This window comes from Microvirga sp. KLBC 81, from assembly GCF_003075415.1.
GTDB lineage: Bacteria > Pseudomonadota > Alphaproteobacteria > Rhizobiales > Beijerinckiaceae > Microvirga.
In genome coordinates this window covers 16,006-35,525 of the sequence record NZ_QDAH01000054.1, presented here as the reverse complement: position 1 = coordinate 35,525, position 19,520 = coordinate 16,006, and the positions used below count along the sequence as shown (strand labels likewise).

Annotated in this window: 18 protein-coding genes and 3 tRNA genes; 11 read left to right on the top strand and 10 right to left on the bottom strand. The window is 62.2% G+C overall.

Translation table 11 applies throughout. The annotated features are described in order from the left end of the window. Positions 1–302: 302 nt before the first annotated feature. Both DC522_RS24250 and DC522_RS24245 read right to left on the bottom strand, forming a co-directional pair. Positions 303–376 (bottom strand) — tRNA-Gly (locus tag DC522_RS24250). A 17-nt stretch (positions 377–393) separates the two neighbouring features. After that, positions 394–478 (bottom strand) — tRNA-Tyr (locus tag DC522_RS24245). Between the two features lie 201 nt (positions 479–679). Here DC522_RS24245 and DC522_RS24240 point away from each other — a divergent pair. Both DC522_RS24240 and DC522_RS24235 read left to right on the top strand, forming a co-directional pair. Beyond that, complete coding sequence (locus tag DC522_RS24240) at positions 680–1,501, top strand: RNA methyltransferase (RefSeq protein ID WP_116531170.1); 822 nt, start codon at positions 680–682, stop codon at positions 1,499–1,501. A gap of 239 nt (positions 1,502–1,740) precedes the next feature. Continuing rightward, positions 1,741–3,450: an MFS transporter gene (locus DC522_RS24235; protein WP_245444478.1), complete on the top strand. Its 1,710-nt coding sequence runs from the start codon at positions 1,741–1,743 to the stop codon at positions 3,448–3,450. 94 nt (positions 3,451–3,544) lie between these two features. Here DC522_RS24235 and DC522_RS24230 read toward each other — a convergent pair whose 3' ends face one another. Next, complete coding sequence (locus DC522_RS24230) at positions 3,545–3,796, bottom strand: hypothetical protein (RefSeq protein ID WP_116531169.1); 252 nt, start codon at positions 3,794–3,796, stop codon at positions 3,545–3,547. A 206-nt stretch (positions 3,797–4,002) separates the two neighbouring features. Between DC522_RS24230 and DC522_RS24225 the strand changes: the two genes are divergently transcribed. After that, positions 4,003–4,077, top strand: a tRNA-Thr gene (locus DC522_RS24225). A 70-nt stretch (positions 4,078–4,147) separates the two neighbouring features. Here DC522_RS24225 and DC522_RS24220 read toward each other — a convergent pair. The 3 genes from DC522_RS24220 to DC522_RS35020 all read right to left on the bottom strand — a co-directional run bounded on the left by DC522_RS24220 (position 4,148) and on the right by DC522_RS35020 (position 6,222). Then, positions 4,148–4,870 (bottom strand): tyrosine-protein phosphatase, encoded by a 723-nt coding sequence (locus DC522_RS24220; RefSeq protein ID WP_371680378.1) that lies wholly within the window; start codon positions 4,868–4,870, stop codon positions 4,148–4,150. 27 nt (positions 4,871–4,897) lie between these two features. Then, positions 4,898–5,656 carry a glycosyltransferase family 2 protein gene (locus DC522_RS24215; protein WP_205769746.1) on the bottom strand — a complete coding sequence of 253 codons (759 nt, stop codon included), beginning with the start codon at positions 5,654–5,656 and terminating at the stop codon, positions 4,898–4,900. A gap of 389 nt (positions 5,657–6,045) precedes the next feature. Further along, positions 6,046–6,222 carry a hypothetical protein gene (locus DC522_RS35020; RefSeq protein ID WP_165820286.1) on the bottom strand — a complete coding sequence of 59 codons (177 nt, stop codon included), beginning with the start codon at positions 6,220–6,222 and terminating at the stop codon, positions 6,046–6,048. A gap of 275 nt (positions 6,223–6,497) precedes the next feature. Between DC522_RS35020 and DC522_RS24210 the strand changes: the two genes are divergently transcribed. Then, entirely contained in the window at positions 6,498–7,298 is an 801-nt protein-coding gene (locus DC522_RS24210; protein ID WP_205769745.1) for an RNA methyltransferase, read from the top strand. 96 nt (positions 7,299–7,394) lie between these two features. After that, on the top strand, positions 7,395–8,387 hold the full coding sequence (locus DC522_RS24205; protein ID WP_116531167.1) for an MBL fold metallo-hydrolase: 993 nt from the start codon (positions 7,395–7,397) through the stop codon (positions 8,385–8,387). 3 nt (positions 8,388–8,390) lie between these two features. Here DC522_RS24205 and cutA read toward each other — a convergent pair whose 3' ends face one another. Beyond that, on the bottom strand, positions 8,391–8,714 hold the full coding sequence (gene cutA / locus DC522_RS24200) for a divalent-cation tolerance protein CutA (RefSeq protein ID WP_116531166.1): 324 nt from the start codon (positions 8,712–8,714) through the stop codon (positions 8,391–8,393). A 50-nt stretch (positions 8,715–8,764) separates the two neighbouring features. Between cutA and DC522_RS24195 the strand changes: the two genes are divergently transcribed. From DC522_RS24195 to DC522_RS24185, 3 genes are read left to right on the top strand one after another with little or no spacing between them, the layout of a single operon-like run. Next, positions 8,765–9,538, top strand: a complete 774-nt coding sequence (locus DC522_RS24195; protein WP_116531165.1) for an NAD kinase — start codon at positions 8,765–8,767, stop codon at positions 9,536–9,538. Between the two features lie 53 nt (positions 9,539–9,591). Continuing rightward, positions 9,592–10,071: a MaoC family dehydratase gene (locus DC522_RS24190; RefSeq protein WP_116531164.1), complete on the top strand. Its 480-nt coding sequence runs from the start codon at positions 9,592–9,594 to the stop codon at positions 10,069–10,071. After that, a complete protein-coding gene (locus DC522_RS24185; protein ID WP_116531163.1) occupies positions 10,071–10,943 on the top strand; it encodes a CoA ester lyase in 873 nt (290 codons plus the stop codon). Before DC522_RS24190 ends, DC522_RS24185 begins: the two co-directional genes overlap by 1 nt. Here DC522_RS24185 and DC522_RS24180 read toward each other — a convergent pair. Both DC522_RS24180 and DC522_RS24175 read right to left on the bottom strand, forming a co-directional pair. Beyond that, on the bottom strand, positions 10,940–11,548 hold the full coding sequence (locus tag DC522_RS24180) for a flavin reductase family protein (RefSeq protein WP_116531162.1): 609 nt from the start codon (positions 11,546–11,548) through the stop codon (positions 10,940–10,942). The two genes, DC522_RS24185 and DC522_RS24180, sit on opposite strands and share 4 nt — an antisense overlap. 4 nt (positions 11,549–11,552) lie before the next feature. Then, on the bottom strand, positions 11,553–12,116 hold the full coding sequence (locus DC522_RS24175; RefSeq protein ID WP_116531161.1) for a nitroreductase: 564 nt from the start codon (positions 12,114–12,116) through the stop codon (positions 11,553–11,555). A gap of 251 nt (positions 12,117–12,367) precedes the next feature. On the opposite strand from DC522_RS24175, the gene DC522_RS24170 reads away from it, so the two are divergent. From DC522_RS24170 to DC522_RS36200, 3 genes are all read left to right on the top strand, one after another. Then, positions 12,368–14,833 (top strand): YfhO family protein, encoded by a 2,466-nt coding sequence (locus DC522_RS24170; protein WP_245444476.1) that lies wholly within the window; start codon positions 12,368–12,370, stop codon positions 14,831–14,833. Between the two features lie 24 nt (positions 14,834–14,857). Then, positions 14,858–15,796, top strand: a complete 939-nt coding sequence (locus DC522_RS24165; RefSeq protein ID WP_116531172.1) for a hypothetical protein — start codon at positions 14,858–14,860, stop codon at positions 15,794–15,796. Positions 15,797–15,894: 98 nt separating this feature from the next. Continuing rightward, a complete protein-coding gene (locus DC522_RS36200) occupies positions 15,895–17,268 on the top strand; it encodes a CBS domain-containing protein (RefSeq protein WP_245444471.1) in 1,374 nt (457 codons plus the stop codon). 189 nt (positions 17,269–17,457) lie between these two features. Here the strand turns inward: DC522_RS36200 and thrS are convergent, their stop codons facing one another. Then, a complete protein-coding gene (thrS, locus tag DC522_RS24150) occupies positions 17,458–19,470 on the bottom strand; it encodes a threonine--tRNA ligase (RefSeq protein WP_116531159.1) in 2,013 nt (670 codons plus the stop codon). Positions 19,471–19,520 lie beyond the last annotated feature (50 nt).

The window sequence follows — 19,520 nt, the reverse complement described above, 5'->3', positions numbered from 1 at the left end:
GTCTTGCCATGGTCGACGTGACCAATCGTCCCGATGTTGCAGTGCGGCTTCGTCCGCTCAAACTTTTCCTTCGCCATTGATCTCTACCTTACATAGGCCAGGAACAAAAAACCCGAGGCGTCCCGATATTGCGGTTACGCCAAATGCGCAAGTGCCAATTTCAGTCTTGCAGAAGGTAATTATCGAAGAAGCCGTCCCAAAGCCCCGCTATCGAGGTTTTTTAACGAGCCCATCCCGGCTAAAGCGAAGCTTTGGCTGAAAAAGAGGAACAATCGTACAGGAATGATGTCGAGAGGAAGAGCTGGAGCGGGTGAAGGGAATCGAACCCTCGTATTCAGCTTGGAAGGCTGCTGCTCTACCATTGAGCTACACCCGCATGCCCTGCCGGTTGGATGGTGGGGGAAGTAGGACTCGAACCTACGAAGGCATAGCCAGCGGATTTACAGTCCGCCCCCTTTGCCGCTCGGGACATTCCCCCCCTTGCCAACCAAGACGCAGTGCGCCGAGGTCTTCACCCGAGGCGCCCCACCGTGGTGCGGCCGCTCGGTGGCGTTCTTATGGTGACCCTCATGCGCGGTGTCAACAGCAAAGCGCAATGTTTGTTAGATAGATCGTGAATGCGCCGGCCATGTGCTATGGGCGGGCATACCCTCACACGAGACAGAAGCAACAGAAGCATATGAGCGAGCGCCCCTTCCATTCCCGCAAGCCCCGGTTCCAGCGCCCGCAGGGCAAGAGACAGGGCCGCCGCGATCCTCAAGGATGGCGCCCGCCGCACGAGATCGACACCACGATTCTCTATGGCTGGCATCCCGTGGTAGAGGCGCTTCGCAATGGGAAGCGGACGATTCGCCGCCTGCTCGCCACCGAGAACTCACTGCGCCGCCTCCAGGAGGAGAACGTACCAATCCCCCTGGAGCCCGAGATAGTGCGACCTGACGATATCAACCGCCTCCTGGAGCCCGACGCCGTCCATCAGGGACTTTACGTCGAAGCCGATCCTCTGCCCTCGCCGTCTGTGGATACCTTGAGCGGCAAGCGCGTGGTCGTGGCCCTCGACCAGATCACCGATCCGCACAATGTGGGCGCCATCGTGCGCACGGCGGCGGCTTTCGACGTGGAGGCGATCATCACCACCGCCCGCCACAGCCCGGCGGCGACGGGCGTGCTGGCAAAATCCGCTTCCGGCGGCCTGGAGCACGTCCCCTTCATGATCGTGAAGAACCTGGGCGATACGCTCACCGCCTTGGGAGAACGCGGCTTTCAGCGCATCGGCCTTGATTCGGAGGGCGAGGCGAACATCGATGAACTGCAGCTGACGCTGCCCCTGGTCCTGGTGCTTGGCTCGGAAGGCAAAGGATTGCGACAGCGGACTCGTGAGTGCTGCGACGTGATCGGTCGGCTCGACATGCCCGGCGAGATCAAGAGCCTCAATGTCTCCAATGCGGCGGCGATCTCGCTTTTTGCTGTGACCAAAGCCGTCGCCAAGCCAGGCGCCTAGCAAAGCCTGTCTTTATAAGCGATTGATCTGAAAGATCTTTGGCTTTGCTTCAAGCGCTCTTAGACAGAAGTCGCAAATACGAATTGGCAATTGTGGAGAGTACCGGCAGCGTTAGCCTCACCTTCCATGGGATTCCTGGCCACTCCCAGTGGCCATGATGCCTCAGCTCAAGCAGGCGATCGCAAGCTTGACGCCTTAAGACCCGGACCACCGGGCTTATCAAAATGGAAGGGAACGCTATGGCAACAGCAGCCACAACAGCGCGTTCGGCCGGCGCAGTACGGCCGATGACGCGCGAAGAGAAGAAGGTCATTCTGGCCTCCTCTCTCGGTACCGTGTTCGAATGGTACGACTTTTATCTCTACGGATCTCTCGCCACGATCATCGGCGCGCAGTTCTTCTCCGCCTTCGACGTGACGACCCGTAACGTCTTTGCGCTCCTCGCCTTCGCGGCAGGCTTCCTGGTGCGCCCCTTCGGCGCCATCTTCTTCGGCCGAATCGGCGACCTCGTCGGCCGTAAGTACACCTTCCTCGTCACCATCCTGATCATGGGCTTCTCGACCTTCATGGTCGGCCTGCTGCCCAGCTACAACCAGATCGGCTGGGTTGCTCCGGTCGTCCTGATCGCGCTGCGCATGCTCCAGGGCTTGGCTCTCGGCGGCGAGTACGGCGGCGCTGCCGTGTACGTCGCGGAGCACGCCCCCGTCGGACGTCGCGGTTTCTACACCAGCTTCATTCAGACGACGGCGACCGTTGGTCTGCTTCTCTCTCTCGCCGTCATCCTTCTCCTCCGCATGTCGATGGGCGAGGCAGGCTTCCAAACTGGTGAGGGCTACGCCATCGCCGGCTGGCGCATCCCGTTCCTCCTCTCCGTGCTGCTGCTGGCCATCTCGGTCTGGATTCGTCTGCAGATGCAGGAATCGCCGGCTTTCAAGAAGATGAAGGAAGAAGGCACCCAGTCGAAGGCTCCTCTGAAGGAGGCGTTCGGCCAGTGGCGCAATGTGAAGATGGTACTCATCGCCCTCATCGGTCTCGCCATCGGCCAGGCCGTGGTGTGGTACACGGGCCAGTTCTACGCCCTGTTCTTCCTCCAGAGCATCCTCAAGGTCGACCTGCTCACCTCGAACGTGCTGATCGCCTGGTCGCTGATTTTCGGCACCGGCGGCTTCATCGTGTTCGGTGCGCTCTCGGACAAGATCGGCCGCAAGCCGGTCATCCTCGGCGGCTGCCTGATCGCGGCGATCACCTACTTCCCGCTCTTCGGCGCCCTCACCAACGTCGTCAGCCCGAACCTGACTCAGGCTCTGGAAACGGCGAAGGTTCAGGTCGTGGCCGATCCCGCCACCTGCGGCTCGGTGTTCGACCCGGTCGGCATCCGCACCTTCACCGCTCCGTGCGACGTCGCGCGCGTGGCCTTGGCCCGCGCTGCGATCAAGTATGAACTGGTTCCGGCTGCCGCTGGCACTCCGACGAAGGTGACCTTCAACGGCAAGGAAGCCTCGATTGCTCCGGCCGTTCCGGCCAACATCACGGGCTTCACCAATGCCGCCGTGGAAGCCGGCTATCCGAAGGCTGGCGACCCGAGCGTGCTGAAGGTCAACGGCTTCTTCTCCGCTCTCGGCAATGCCCAGGCTCTGAAGGCCATCGGCATCCTGACCCTCTTCGTGATCTACGTCACGATGGTGTACGGCCCGATCGCGGCGGCTCTGGTCGAGTTCTTCCCGACCCGCATCCGCTACACCGCGATGTCCCTGCCCTACCACATCGCCAACGGCTGGTTCGGCGGCCTTCTGCCTCCCACCGCCTTCGCGATGGTGGCGGCTACCGGCGACATCTACTACGGCCTCTGGTACCCGATCGTGATCGCTCTCGTGACCTTCGTGGTCGGCCTCCTGCTCGTGCCGGAGACCAAGGATCGCGATATCATGACCTACGAGGGCCCGCGCTAAGCGTCTATCAACCGACAAAGGTCTATCAACCGACAAAGGAAAGCCCCGCCTCACGGCGGGGCTTTTCATATTGAGCCGAAAGCAGCGCGACGCCTCAGTAGCAGGTCGTCACCTTGCGAACGATCCAGCCCTCGCCTTCGACAAACAGCCGCTTGCGAGATCGATCGCAGGTCGAGGTGTCCGGTGCATCCGTCTGAATGGAGCCCGTTTCCGCCACATCCTTGGCAGCAACTTCTGTCGCCTTCTGCTTCAGCGTCTTTGCAGCAAGACGCTCCGGTGGAGCCGCAGGAGCAGCCTCGGTCGGAAGCGGCATGGCGATCAGGCCAGCCGCCAATCCGAGGGCCATGACGAATATAATCCGGCCGGCAAAGGGCGATTTTAGCTTTCTGTTTGAATAACTTAAGCCACTCACAGCAGCATCTCCGTAACCATCGTTTTCCTGACAATTCCACAACGGGAGGATGGTTTCGGTGCGCTGGAGCACTTAATTTTTATGTTTCGATGGAACTTGCATCCCGTGCGGGGTGCTGCTACCTCAGCATCCACGCGAGAGCCGGTGTAGCACAGCGGTAGTGCAGCGGTTTTGTAAACCGAAGGTCGGGAGTTCGATCCTCTCCACCGGCACCATTCTTTCTTCAGTGAAAGATCAGACATTCAGCCCACACAAGGCGGCTGCGCTGGCCATACGGCCTGTGTTCTATTCGCGTCTCAGGACCCTATCCAACAGCAGATCCGCCAAAGCATAGGGGCGGAAATCACGCTCCAGCTTTTCCGGAGAATACTCCTGTTCGACCCATTCAAGAAGGGACATGCCGACAGCCTCGCCCTCTCTCTGATACTGCTCAAAGAAAGCGTCGAGGATGCCGGTCTTTCCAAATCGGATATGCCCATAGCGAAGGGAAAGCTGCTTTCGGGCGTCGGCAACGGACGCCCCCTCCTGCAAGATGAGATAGAGGGTTGCCGCAAATCCCGCGCGATCCGCACCTGACTTGCAGTGAATGAGCGCCGGATATCGAAGGCTGTCGAACACCTTCTTGGCTTCTCGAATGGTCTCGACCGAAGGCGCGGCTCTTGAGCGGATCGTGAGCTCAACGAGGTCCAGGCCATGTTTATCGCAAGCCTCGCGCTGCAGCTGCCAAGAGCCATGCTCGCGCTGACCGCGCAGATTCACGATCGTTCGCACCCCTGCCCTTGCCAACCGCGCAAGTTGATGCGGGGCAGGCTGCGCAGAGCGCCATACCTTGTCCGCGACAAGGTGCCGGTTGGAATTGATAAGCCGAAATACCCCGTGATCAACAAAGAGCATGTTGACCCAGGCAGCTATCCGATCACGGGTGCCGCGAATGGGACGATCCCAACGCACGACGCGCGCCATACGACGGGCATTGCGCGTTTCGATGGTTTGAAAATACTTCAGCAATCCAGTTTTCCGTGTCGTCAGGCCGCTTTAGCGATTGCCCTCGCTTTTTTCACCAAATCCGAGGATCAGCAACCGGTATGTTCTCAGGTAAGCGATCGTCGAAGCCAAGGCAAAGCCATATATGCCGCCGGTGAAGTGACGCCTGACGAAATAATACTTGAAGAGCGTGAATATATACTCGAACGGAACCCTGATGAGCACCAAAGCAGGGTTCTTCGGGATCTCTCTCTTCTGGAGCTTGAAGTATCGAATGTTCTTCTCAATGAGATGAGAGATGGATCTGATCGTCTCATGATAGATGGGCTGGCGTACCTGTACCCTGTTAGGCTTCGCAGGCTTGACCTCATCATGAACCAGGCTGTCCGGAAAGCGGCAGGCACGCTTATTGTAAAGGCGGACATAGTTGTGCTCGTCAGCCCAGAGGCGTGGCTTGGCGGCGCCGGGATAGACCGTCTTGATATGGAAGCGGAAGCCGTGCACGCCCGGCGAGATCGGCTGGCCGAGTATTGAAATCAGCTCGGCGCGAAGCCCATCACTGAGCCACTCGTCGGCGTCGAGGTTGAAGATCCAGTCGTGAGAAGCCGCATCCTCGGCAAAACGCTTCTGTGGACCATATCCCGGCCACGGATTATGGATGACGCGAGCCCCCAAGGATCGGCAGATTTCCTGCGTTCCGTCCGTGCTGCCCGAGTCAACCACAACGATCTCGCTGGCGATGCCTCTAACGGATTCGATGCAGCGCCGGACCCGGTCTGCTTCATTGAAGGTGATGATCGTGCAACTCACATCATGCCGTATGCGAGCATCTCTAAAATGCCGGATATCGGAAGGCGTAGTCTGATCCATAGGAATACAAGCCAGGAGATGAGGCAAAAACCGAGCGCAGAGACGGCGGGAAGTGGGCCGTCTATGGCATTTTGCGCCTAGCAAGGCAATCTCGGCGCTGGGCGAAGCACTATTTGCCACGGCGTGAGCTTATAATCTTCTTTTGCTTCAGCGGCTTAACCCTATCACTAGTTCTTGGCACGGCATGTTGGAGATGTAGATGACAAGGCGCATGAGCCCCATCCCATCGCCACTCTGAGTGGCCAACCGGATTAGTCAAGGTGCGAGTCCTCCTCTCGCTCAGCCTCGCATCATCCCGAGGCAGTCTCGGGAGACGATCCGCGCCGGTCCTAGTGAATCCGCTCCTTGCCCCAATTCTCGTGCGTGCCTTGCTCTGAAACCTCCCGCTGGATCCGGTTCAGCCGATTGCGGCGGCTGCTGAAAACATACATGAAAAGCCCCAGCAGGAGCGGTCCGCCAATGATTACAAGGGCCCATACCCATCCGTCTGCAATATCTGCTTCCATCGTCAATCTCCTTGCGGCGGACCACACCGGGCGGCCCTGCCAATGCTGGAAGGCTAACCGGGAGCCAAAGTCGTTGTTCCGCCAGCAGCGCTGGCCCCGCGCATCGTGCGGAAAAATAGATCCAGCTTTTCGCTGACGCGGCCCCCGGTTCGCAGCAGACGATGCGCGTTCGTAAAGAGAGCATCGGATCGATCCCAAAAGTGGTTTCCACTTTTGGGATCGAGGCTCTAGGAAGAGGCGCACCACGTCATTTCTGCCGAAACCGAGGACAGCTGATGCCGATTGTCATTACCGATCCCGACGATCCTCGGATCGAGCCCTATCGCGCCGTGCGCGAGCGGGATCTGGTCGGGCGACAGCATCGCTTTATCGCCGAGGGTGAAGTCGTCCTACGTGTCCTGCTCAAGAAGCCGCGCTTCGACGTCGAATCCCTGCTGCTGGCCGAAAACCGCATCGACAGCTTGAGCGATGCACTCGAGAGCCTGCCACCGGATGTGCCCGTCTACACGGCCAACCGGCAGGTGATGGATGCCATCGTGGGCTTTCCGATCCATCGCGGCATCCTGGCCGTGGCCCGGCGCGCGCCACTCCCCTCAGCCGAAGATTTTTTGGCAGATCTCCCGCAAGAGGCGCTGATCGTCGGCTTGGTGGGGTTGGCGAACCACGACAATGTCGGCGGCATCTTCCGCAACGCCGCTGCCTTCGGCGCGCACGGCGTTCTGCTCGATCAGGAAAGCTGTGACCCGCTTTATCGCAAAGCGGTACGCGTATCGGTGGGCGGAGCCCTCGTGGTGCCCTTCACGCGCGCGGCCTCTGCCGACGCGATGGTGCGGGCCTTGCAGGCTGCTTCCTTCGAGATCCTGGCGCTCTCTCCTGCGGGCCAAGAGATCCTCTCACAGGTGAAACCGGCGCGCCGAACGGCTCTGCTACTGGGAGCTGAAGGACCAGGCCTGCCACCTGATCTGCTCGCCCGGACCCGCACCGTGTCCATCCCCATGAGCGGTGGATTCGATTCCCTCAACGTCGCCACCACGAGCGGCATCGCCCTGCACCATCTGACCTCTCAACGCTCTTGAGGAACAGCAGGCTGCTCGCCGAGTTGTGAAGGGTCGATCTCTTGCTTCGAAGCTAGGCCGTTCTAGGCTCCTGGCGTCGATGTCGAGAGGAAACAGATGACAATTACTCGCCGTACCGTTCTTGCAGGCACTGCTCTTGCCGCCGCTCCCATTGGAGGATCCGCCGCCTTGGCCCAGATCAACCCAGCTACGCCGAGCACCGCCTCTTCTGGCTCTCAATCCCAACAGGCTCCCGGCTTCTACCGCTACAAGGTCGGGGACATCGAAGTGACGGCCATCAACGACGGCTTCGCCCGCCGCCCGGCCGAAGGCTTCATCAAGAACGCAGAGCTTAAAGACGTACAAGCCGCCTTGCAGGACGCCTTCCTGCCGACGGATGCCTTCCCCATCACCTTCAACACCCTCGTCCTGAATCACGGCGGCAAGATCACCCTGATCGACACCGGCAACGGCGACATGGGCGCACCGACTTCCGGTCGCTGGATGGCGAATTTCCGCGCCGCCGGCTTCGATCCCGCCCAGGTCAACACGGTTGTCATCAGCCATTTCCACGGCGACCACATCAATGGCCTTCGCCTGAAGGACGGCACGGCGGTGTTTCCCAATGCCGAGGTGATGGTGCCTGCCGCCGAATGGGCGTTCTGGATGGACGATGCCCGCATGAACCAGGCGCCCGAGGCCATGAAGGGCGCCTTCCAGGGCGCTCGCCGGGTGTTCGGCCCCATTGCCCAGAATGTAAAGCGTTACGAGATGGACAAGGAGGTCGTGCCCGGCCTCACGAGCATCGCCGCCCCTGGCCATACGCCCGGCCATACGGCCTACATGCTCTCGTCGGGCTCGGCCAAGCTGATGATCATGTCGGATGTCACGAACCACCCCGCCCTGTTCGTACGCAATCCCGACTGGTCGGCGATCTTCGATATGGATGCGGACCAGGCTCGCGCCACCCGGCGCCGCATGCTCGACATGGCAGCCACGGAGCGGGCGCAGGTGGCGTTCTATCACGCCCCGTTCCCAGCCACGGGCCATATCGCGAAGGAGGACAACGGCTTCCGGCTCGTGCCGATACAGTGGAGCCCAGCGGTCTAAGGCTCAGCCGCCTGACGTCTCTCCGATCAGCCAGTCCAGGGTGGCCGTGTCCGCCCCGGAGGGCTTGATGAAGAGAATGACCGGCGTCTCATAAGGATGCCGGTCCTTCAGGGCCTCATGGACCTTGTCCTGCAGGCCTTTGCGGGTCTTGAGGATGCCGACCGCCTCCTCTCCCCGCCCAATGGCACCCTTCCAGGCATAGACCGAGCGCATCCCAGGCAGCACATTGATGCAGGCGATCAGGCCATCGCGGACAAGGCTTTCCCCAATCGCAAGGCCGGTGTCCACATCGGGAAAGGTCGTATAGACGAGAAGTGGGCGATCCATGCTATGCCTGTGCTTCGTAGCCCTTCGGGGCGCAGCGAGGGTATCTGGGCATGGCCCGTCGTTTCAACAAGATTGCATTCGTGGCCAGTTCCGTGCCGGACGCGCAGAGCGCGCTTCACGCCCTGATGAGCCGCTATGCGAACGTCCCTCCCGAGGAGGCGGACGTGATCGTCGCCCTCGGCGGGGACGGCCTGATGCTGCAGACCCTGCATGCCACCATGGGCACGGCGAAGCCCATTTACGGCATGAACAAGGGCACGGTCGGCTTCCTGATGAACGAGTTCCGGGAAGACGAGCTGTTCGAGCGCCTGGAGAATGCGGAGCGCAGCGTCGTGCACCCGCTCCTCATGGTCACCTGGGACGTCCACGGCGTGGCGCATACGGCCCGTGCCATCAACGAAGTCTCCATGCTGCGCCAGACCTACCAAGCGGGCAAACTTCGCGTGAGCATCGACAGTAAGGTGCGTATCCCTGAGCTCATTGCAGACGGTATTCTGGTCGCCACGCCAGCCGGATCAACGGCTTATAATCTCTCTGTCGGCGGCCCGATCCTGCCGCTCAACTCGCCCCTTCTCGCGCTCACGCCGATCTCCGCCTTTCGCCCCCGCCGTTGGCGCGGTGCGCTGCTGCCGGATTACGCCAGGATCGAGGTCGAAGTGCTGGAGGCGGGAAACCGCCCTGTGAGCGCGGTGGCGGACCACACGGAATTCCGCAACGTGTCCCGCGTTCAGGTTTCCATGGACAGAAGCGTCGACCTCGTGATGCTGCACGATCCCGGCCACAGCCTGGACGAGCGGATTCTGCGGGAGCAGTTCGGTTATTGAATTCGAAGAAGCATGAACAACATGCCCTTTCCGGTACAAGGAGGACTTACGTCATGTACGATGAGAACAGGCATCCGCGCGGCGGTCACTATTTCGAGGATTTCGTGGTGGGCACCACCATCAGGCATCGTCTGACGCGGACGGTGACGCAGATGGACAACATGCTGTTCTCCAACATGACGCTGAACCCGCAGCCGCTCCACATCGACGCGCATTTCTGCGCGACCGAAACCGAGTGGGGCAAGCCGCTCATGAACTCGCTGTTCACGCTGGGCCTCATGATCGGCATCTCCGTCAACGATACGACGGTGGGCACGACGATCGCGAATCTGGGCATGACGGACGTGAAGTTTCCGGCCCCCTTGTTCGAAGGCGACACCGTCAATGTCACGACGGAGATCGCCGACAAGCGTGAGTCGAAATCGCGTCCGAACGCGGGAATTGTCGAGTTCATCCACCGCGCCTACAAGCAGGACGGCACGCTCGTAGCCGAGTGCCGCCGCCAGGCCTTCATGCGCAAGAGGAACGCCTGATGCGCTCTCTGCTTTTCGTTCCTGGCGACAGTCAGAAAAAGCTCGAAAAGGCCCTCACCTCAGGAGCCGATGTTCTCCTTATCGACCTGGAAGATTCCGTCGATCTCAGCGCCAAGGAAGAAGCGCGCCGCGTTACTTCCGCGTTTGTTGTAGAGCATCGCTCCAAGGCTGAACGTCCGCGCCTTTACGTGCGCGTGAACGGCCTCACCACCGGCATGATCGATGCGGATCTCGACGGCATCATGAAGGCTGCGCCCGATGGCATCGTTCTGCCCAAGACGATCGGCGGCGCGGATGTGGCGCATCTCGGCGCAAAGCTCGCCGTGCGCGAGGCGGAATTCGGCCTGGAGGATGGCGCAACGCGCATTCTCGCCATCGCGACGGAAAATGCGGCGGGCGTCTTTGCGCTCGGCACCTTCGGGGGTGCGAGCCATCGCCTCATGGGCCTCACCTGGGGCGGCGAGGATCTATCCGCAGACCTCGGCGCGGAAGCCAATCGCGACGAGAACGGTGTCTACACCGATCCCTATCGCCTCGCCCGCTCGCTGACACTGCTCGGAGCAGCGGCGGCAGGTGTCGATGCGATTGATTCCGTCTTCACGAATTTCCGTGACATGGAAGGTCTCGCTGCGGAGTGTCGCGCCGCGCGCCGCGACGGCTTCGTGGCGAAGATGGCGATCCATCCGGCGCAGGTGCCCGTCATCAACGAGGCCTTCACGCCGTCGGCTGAAGCGATTGAACGCGCGAAAGCGGTGGTCGAGGCCTTCAGGGCCAATCCGGGCGCGGGCGTCGTCGGCGTCAATGGCGAGATGCTCGACCGCCCGCATTTGCTGCGCGCCGAGAGGCTGTTGAAGCGGGCCGGGCCGACCTAACCGCCCGGCCGCGTGATCGAGAACTTCGTCTCCGGCGTCGCGACGAAATAATCGCGATACCCCGAGCGCGCGATGGGGCGCATGGCGGCCGTATCGACGAGGCCGTTCACGATGTAGCGGTCATCGATATGGATGCCGACCACCTGCCCGATCACGAGGTGATAGGACGGCTCGCCCCCCTCCAACGGCACGAGAGGCACGGTCTGCACCCACTTGCATTCGAGAGCAGCGAGAGCGTCAGCCACGCGCGGAGGCTTCACCAGCCGAGATGGAGCAGCCTTGAGGCCCGCATGCTCCATCTCGTTCACGCCGCGCGGCAGAACGGCGGAGGTGGCGTTCATCTGCTCGCGCAGATCGTAGGTCGCGAGATTGCAGACGAATTCCTTCGTCTCCCCGATGAAGGTGAGCGCATCCTTCTTGCCTGCCGACGAGAACGCCACCATCGGCGGGCGTTCACCGATCGCGTTGAAGAAGGAATAGGGAGAGAGATTGATCTCGCCCTTCGCGCTCATGGTGGTAATCCAGCCGATGGGACGGGGCGTCACGATGGCCTTGAAGGGATCGTGCGGCAGGCCGTGGGCGTTGGTCGATGTCTCGTAGAACATGCGCTTAGAACCGGGTGACGATGTCGGCGAAGCTCGGACGGTCGCGATCGGTGGGCTTTTCCGTAGCCGTGCCGATATGGACATATCCCGCGATCCGCTCGTTCGGGGCAAGACCCAGGGCATCGAGCACCCGGCGGTCGAACGCCGCCCAGCCTGTCAGCCAGGACGCGCCGTAGCCCAGGGCATTGGCGGCATTCAGAAGATTCATGCAGACGGCGCCGGCAGAGAGCACCTGCTCCCATTCCGGGATCTTCACGTGCGGCACGACGCGGGAGACCACCGCCACCACGAGCGGAGCCTGGGAGTAGCGTTCCCGCTCGGCAGCGATCATCGCCGCATCGGCGTCGGGGTTATCGGCCTGAAAGGCCTTGGCGAGAACCTCTCCCAGCCGCTGCCTGGCTTCGCCTTCGATAAGGATGAAACGCCAGGGCACCAGCTTGCCATGGTCCGGCACCCGGGCCGCCGCAGTGAGCATGGTCTCGACTTCCTGGGCGCTCGGACCCGGCTCCCCGAGCCAGCGCGGCGGCACTGAGCGGCGGCTCAAAAGGCGGGAAAGGCTTTCATTCATGGGATCTTCATCCAACTCGAATAATGTGGAACAATGATCGTGAATACCCGTAAGGGCGCAGGCGGGAGTTCGGGCCTTGCCTTGGTCTCGCCGTCTTGCTGCTGTTGAGAACCACGGGCGTTCCAAGACGTCAGGCCGTTGCACAGTCAACAAACGGCAACGGATGTATAGGGGGAGTGCGGTGATACGCCAAGCAGGTTTCCTTGCCGAGGCGAGTGAGAGGCTGGCCGAGGAAGAGAGGACCGGTTTGCGTGGCGCCGTCAGTTAAGCATATGCAGACATCCTTGCTCGGATCCGACGGTCCCGTCCCAAGCCTGGATTGGTCCAGACGCCAGACGTTTCTGGCTCTTAGCCTCATCCTGGCTGCCTGGGCCGTAGCGGCCGCCATCTGGCCCCTCACCGGCTCCGTCGTCCCCTGGGATTCCAAGAACCAGTTCTACCCCACCCTGCGCTATCTCGGCGCGGCGCTTGCCCATGGCGAGCTGCCCCTCTGGAATCCTTACCATTTCGGCGGACACCCCTCCGCCGCCGATCCGCAATCACTTCTGTTCACGCCCACCATGCTCCTGTTCGGCTGGCTCAAGCCCGACCCCTCCATGGAGCTGTTCGACCTAGTGGTCTTTGCTCATTTCCTGCCCGGCGCCCTGGCCCTCCTGCCGATCTTCCGCCGTCGCGGCTGGCATTGGTCGGGCGCTGTGGTGGCCGCCATCGTGTTCATGCTCGGCGGCTCAGCAACCGCCCGTCTGCAGCACACAGGCATGATCCTGAGCTACGGCTTCTTCCCGCTCGCCTTTTGGCTGCTCGAGGAGACCCTGGACCGGCGCTCGTATCTCTACGGCGTGCTTTTCGCTTTCAGCGCAGCGCTGATGGTGATCGGGCGCGATCAGGTTGCTTTTCTCTGCGCCCTCACCCTGATCGGCGTAGCCGCGAGCCGCATCTGGACCGCTCCGAAGCCCTTTGCCTATCTGCGCTCGCGCTTGGGCCTCCTGCTCAGCATGGCCCTGATCGGTGGTGCGTTGCTGGCAGTGCCGGTCATCCTGACCATGCAATTCCTTGCCACATCGACACGGCCCTCCTTTGGCTTCGGCGTGGCGGCCATGGGCTCCCTGCCTCCGGAGAGTCTTGCGACAATCCTGTTCGGCAACATCTTCGGTTCGCTGCGCTGGACCTACGACTACTGGGGCCCCGATTGGCACAGCCTGTCCGAGGGCACCTGGACCGACCGGGCCACAAACTATCTCTTCATCGGCACGATCCCCGCCCTCTTCATCTTCTGGCACGGCATCGCTGGCGGGCGGCTCTTTGCGCGCGAATTCCGGTTCTTCCTTGTCGGGGGCCTGCTCGCGATCCTCTATGCCCTCGGGCGCTACACTCCCGGTTTCGAGGTGATCTTCGATCATCTGCCGGGCGTGAACCTCTATCGCCGTCCGGCGGACGCCACTTTCCTGATCAATATCACACTCGCGTTCTCGTCCGGTTACCTCGTCCATCGCTATGCAACAGAGGGCCTTCCGAGTTGGAGCAAGGCGGCCCTCGGCCAGTTCCGCATCGCGCTGCCGGCCCTGGCAGTGGCTCTCGTCATTGCGGCCCTTGCGAGCGCTCTCTCCTTCGCCGTCAAAGGCGGGCAAGTTCCGTCGACCCTGACCGAGGCTGGTGGCGGCCTCTTGGCAGCGATGCTCGTCATGGGACTGGTGATCAAGCTGAGCGGCTCGGTCTACAGGCGCGAGGCCGTTGTGCTCGCACTCGTGGCCCTGACCGGCGCCGAGCTCATCAGCCGCCATGCCGCCTCGGCCCTCAATGCCGAGCCTGCCGGGCGCTATACGGTCTTCACCCAATTGCCTCCCGAGCAACTCCAGGGCCTGCAGATCCTCAAGCGGGAACTGGCGGAGCGCCACAAGCAGGGTGAGTATCCCCGCGTGGAGATCCTAGGGTTGAAAGGCTCCTGGCAGAACGCCTCCATGGTCCTCGAGATCGAGGACATCATCGGCTACAACCCCCTGCGCCTGGCGAATTACGAGCGCGCGATCGGCCCGGGCGAGAACGCCGAGGATCCGAACCTGCGCCAGTTCCCGACCTCGTTCCGAGGCTATGAATGCGAGCTCGCGGGCCTGCTCGGCCTCGACTACCTCGTCCTCGACCGGCCCGTTCAAAAGCTGCCTCGCCATTTCCCGCGCCTCACCGACGCGGAGGTCGTCTATGGCACGGGCAAGATGTGGATCTACCGCCTCAACTCGGCTGGCCAGCGCGCCTATGTGGCCCATCATGTCCAAGCCGTGGATTCGGAAACCGTCCTTGGTCAGGAGGAGCTGCCTGACTTTAACCGTAAGACGGAAGCGCTGATCGACCAGGAGAGCATGCTCCTGCTCAAGGCACAGTATGCCCCCGTCCGTCCTGCAGCCGACAAGACCGGGAGCAAGGTGCGGATCGTCAGCTACAGGCGAAACTCCGTCACCCTCGAAGTCGAGGCCTCGGAACACGGCGTTCTCGTGCTGCACGACATCTATTATCCGGGCTGGGAGGCGAGCGTCGACGGCGAGCGCCGTCCGGTGCTCCGCGCCAACCTGCTGTTCCGTGGAGTGGAAGTGCCGGCGGGCAAGCACCGGGTCGAGTTTGAGTTCCGGCCCCTGTCTCTTGAGAATCTAGTTGCGGCGGCTTCCGATCTCGTGGACACCGAGGACAAGCCGATCCAGACCGCTGTCGCCACGCCTGTGCGATAGCGGGATATTTGTTCTCTTTCGATGATGACGTTCCGGAACCCACGCCTCTCTGCTTTAAGCCTGCTGGTTTGCCTGACGGCCTCTGCTGCCTCGGCGCAGACGCTCACGCAGCCTCTCGGAGGGGCTCCCCAGCCTTTCGGCCCACCGCCACCTCCCGGCGTGCCCTCTCTCTCGCAGAGCCCTCCCCCTCCAGTGGCTCTGAAGCAGGTAGTGGTCAATTCGGGCGCAATCTTTGCCGAGAGCAACGAGCCGATCCGCTCCGGTCTCGTCTGGCGAGTCTTTGAGGATAAAGGCGACACCTCCCAGCCGAACATCGTCGCCCGATCCAGCAGCCCCACACCGAGCTTCACCCTGGCACCCGGCAACTACATCGTGCATGTGGCTTATGGCTTCGCCAGCGCCAGCAAGCGCATCAGCGTGCAATCCGGAAACCTCAACGAGCGCCTCGTCGTCAGCGCGGGAGCGCTCAGGCTGAAAGGCGCGGTTGGCGAAAGCCCGATTGCCCAGAACCGCGTGACCTTCTCCGTCTACGTGCCGGAGGCCCAGAACTCGGAGGGACGGCTCGTCATTGCCAATGCCAAGCCGAACGATGTAATCCGCCTCCCCGAGGGCACGTACCACGTGGTCTCCACCTATGGCGACGCCAACGCCATCATGCGAAGCGACCTGAAGGTGGAATCGGGCAAGGTCACGGAAGCGACCCTGAACCATCGCGCGGCGACCGTCACACTCAAGCTCGTAGCTTCCGAAGGCGGCGAGGCTTTCGCAGGCACGGCCTTCAGCGTGCTGACCCCTGGCGGCGACGTGATCCGCGAAGCCATCGGCGCCTTTCCTTCCGTGACCCTGGCGGAAGGCGAATATGTTCTGATCGCCCGTCACGAGGGCAAGGTCTACACGAAGGAATTCAAGGTCGAGAGCGGCCTCGACCGCGATATCGAAGTCCTCGCCAAGGCCGCTCCCTGAACCTTTTTCGCCCTCGCCGCATTGACCGAACGCTAATCATCGGTCGCGCCGGGCATACCTCAACCTTTCAAGGCGCGGCTTTGAGAGGGATGAAGCTCATGAGAATTTCAGACATCATGACCCGTAACGTGCGCGTGGTCTCGCCCGACAGAACCATCCAGGAAGCCGCGCGGCTGATGGATGAAATGAATGTCGGCGTGCTGCCCGTCTGTGACGGACGACGCCTGCGCGGCATGATCACCGACAGGGACATCACCGTTCGCGCCACCGCCGCCGGCCTTCCGCCCGACACCACCCGCGTACGCGATATCATGTCAGAGGAGGTCTGGTGGTGCTTCGACGATGACGATGTGGGCCACATCGTTCAGCTGATGAGCGATCATCAGATCCGCCGCCTGCCTGTCGTCGATCACGACAAGCACCTCGTCGGCATCGTCGCGCTCGGAGATCTCGCGACCGACGACGAACAGGATGCCGGCCGCGCCCTGCACCGCATTTCCATGCCCTCCGAGCCTGATCGCACCGGGACACCGACAAGCGCCCGCGCCGATCAGACACGCAGAGGCGGACAGGCACCCCTGACGGGTGACGAGCGACAGGAATTGAATCGTCGCTTGAGCCGCGACGATGACGATTGGCGCCATCGTCCGCACGATTATCGTGAACGCGGCCGCAGATATGCAGAGCGCGATGAAAGGCGTGGCGGCGTCGAGTTCCGCTTCCGCGACGAGGACGATGTGCGTGCGGCCTTCGGCAGCTTCGGCTATCCCGGAGAGGAAAGAGCACGCAATGCCCGCATGCGCGGCGGCTTCGGCGGCGAGGGCTACCAGAGCTACGGCGATCCCTATGCCGGGCGGGGTTCCGCCGGGCGCGGCTATCAGCCGAGGCACTACGGCGTCTCGACTGTCACAGGCGAGCGCGCACGTCCAGGCGACGACAGCAGCGAGAATGATCGCCTCATGCAGGATCGTGAGCGCACTTGGTCTTTGGTGAACGAGCGGCGCGATCACAGCAATTACGGCATGGGCCCCGGCAACACGCGCTTCGGCAACGATGCCACGGCCAGCCGTGGCGAGGTGCGCCGCGAAGATCATCGCGGGCGCGGCCCGCGCAACTATCAGCGCTCCGACGATCGCATTCGTGAGGATGTGAACGAGCGGCTCAGCGACAATGTGCGCGTCGACGCGTCCGAGATCGAGGTCGCGGTGCAGAACCGCGAGGTGACGCTCACCGGCACGGTGCGCGACCGCAACGAGAAGCGCTGGGCCGAGGACATCGCGGAGTCCGTTTCCGGCGTTACCCATGTGCAGAACAATCTGCGCGTCGGCCAGACGCAGGAGGGCCGGCGCACTGGCACAGAAGCCGGCGATGCTGTCGCCGCAAGCGGCAATCCTGGAAGCGGCCCGGCAGGAACGACAGCCGGCACGGCGCCCGGTGGACGCACGAGCGGACGGCAGCAGCAGACGACTTAAAGGCCGCTGATCCCAAACTCTGCCCTCATCCTGAGGAGCAGACGAAGTCTGCGTCTCGAAGGAGGATCCAGAACACACGGAAACATCCTTCGAGACGCCTGCTATGCAGACTCCTCAGGATAAGGTGGAGTTAAATGAAAAAGGCGGCAACCTCATCAGAGGCGCCGCCTTCTTTGGTGCGATCAGCTTTTACGCGACCGTGCGTGCAACCACGTGATGGCCGTCGAGCGTGGCGTGAGCCTCAGGCTCCGCCACGGCCTTCGCGACACGCCTGCGGTCGGGCGTGATCGCCTCCGCGGCGAGCGACCGCAGAGCCTCGTCGAGCGTCATGGTCTTCTGGTCGGGGCTGCCGAGACGGCGGATCGACACCGTACGCTCGGCGGCCTCTTTCTTGCCTACCACGAGAAGCACCGGCACCTTTACCAGCGAATGCTCGCGGACCTTGTAGTTGATCTTCTCGTTGCGAAGATCGGCCTCCACGCGGAGGCCTATGGCTTCTGCCGCTTTCACCACTTCCATGGCGTATTCGTCGCCCTCGGAGGTGATGGTCGCGACAACCGCCTGCACCGGCGCGAGCCAGAGCGGGAAGTGACCGGCGAAGTGCTCGATGAGGATGCCGGTGAAGCGCTCCATGGAGCCGCAGATCGCGCGGTGCACCATGACGGGCGTCTTCTTCTGGCCGTCGTGGTCGACGTAGAACGCGCCGAAACGCTCCGGCAGGTTGAAGTCCACCTGCGTGGTGCCGCACTGCCAGTCGCGGCCGATGGCATCGCGCAGCACGTACTCGAACTTGGGCCCATAGAACGCGCCCTCGCCCGGGTTGATGGCGGTCTTGATGCGTCCGCCGGACTGGTCCTCGATCTGCTTGAGCACGCGGGTCATCACCTCTTCGGCGTGATCCCACATCTCGTCGGTGCCGACGCGCTTTTCGGGCCTCGTCGAGAGCTTCACGACAATCTCGTCGAAGCCGAAATCGGCATAAGTGGAGAGGATCAGGTCGTTGATCTTCAGGCACTCGTCGGCGAGCTGCTCTTCCGTGCAGAAGATATGCGCATCGTCCTGCGTGAACCCGCGCACGCGCATGAGGCCGTGCAGCGCGCCCGATGGCTCGTAGCGATGCACGTTGCCGAACTCGGCGAGACGCAGCGGCAGATCGCGGTAGGACTTCAGGCCGTGCTTGAAGATCTGCACGTGGCCCGGGCAGTTCATCGGCTTGATCGCAAAGATGCGGTCGTCCTCGGTCTGGGTCGCGAACATGTTCTCGCGATACCAGCCCCAGTGACCGGAGGTCTCCCACAGGGCCTTGTCGAGGATCTGCGGCGCGTTGACCTCCTTGTAGTCGCCCTTCAGGCGGCGGCGCATGTAGGAGATCAGCTCCTGGAACACCGTCCAGCCTTTGGGGTGCCAGAAGACGACGCCCGGCCCTTCCTCCTGGAAGTGGAACAGGTCCATCTCGCGGCCGAGGCGGCGGTGATCGCGCTTCTCGGCTTCCTCGAGCTGCCTGATGTAGTTGTCGAGATCTTCCTGAGAGGCCCACGCGGTCGCGTAGATGCGGGTGAGCATCGCGTTGTTCGAGTCGCCGCGCCAATAGGCGCCCGCCACCTTCATGAGCTTGAAGGCGTTGCCGATCTTGCCCGTGGAGGTCATGTGCGGACCGCGGCAGAGATCGAACCAGTCGCCCTGGAAATAGATCTTGAGGTCCTGGCCTTCCGGGATCGCATCGACGAGCTCGACCTTGTAGGTTTCGCCCTTCTCGGCGAACACTTGTCTGGCCTTGTCGCGACCCCACACTTCCTTCGTGAAAGGCTTATCGCGTGCGATGATCTCGCGCATCTTCGCCTCGATCGCCGGGAAGTCTTCAGGCGTGAAGGGCTCGTTGCGGGCGAAGTCATAGTAGAAGCCGTTCTCGATGACGGGACCGATGGTCACCTGCGTTCCCGGGAAAAGCTCCTGCACCGCTTCCGCGAGCACGTGCGCGCAATCGTGCCGGATCAGCTCCAGCGAGCGCGGATCCTCGCGATTGAGGAACTCGACCTTGGCATCTTTCGTGATCGGATCGGCGAGATCGGTCACTGTACCGTCAAGAGCCATGGCGACGGTGCGCTTGGCGAGCGACTTGGCAATGCCCTCCACGATCTCGCGGCCGGTGGTGCCGGGGGCATATTGGCGCTGGGCGCCATCGGGGAATGTCAGGGTAATCATCAAAACTTCTCCTGGCTCACTCCTGCCAACGGAGCAGGTAAGCGGGGGCC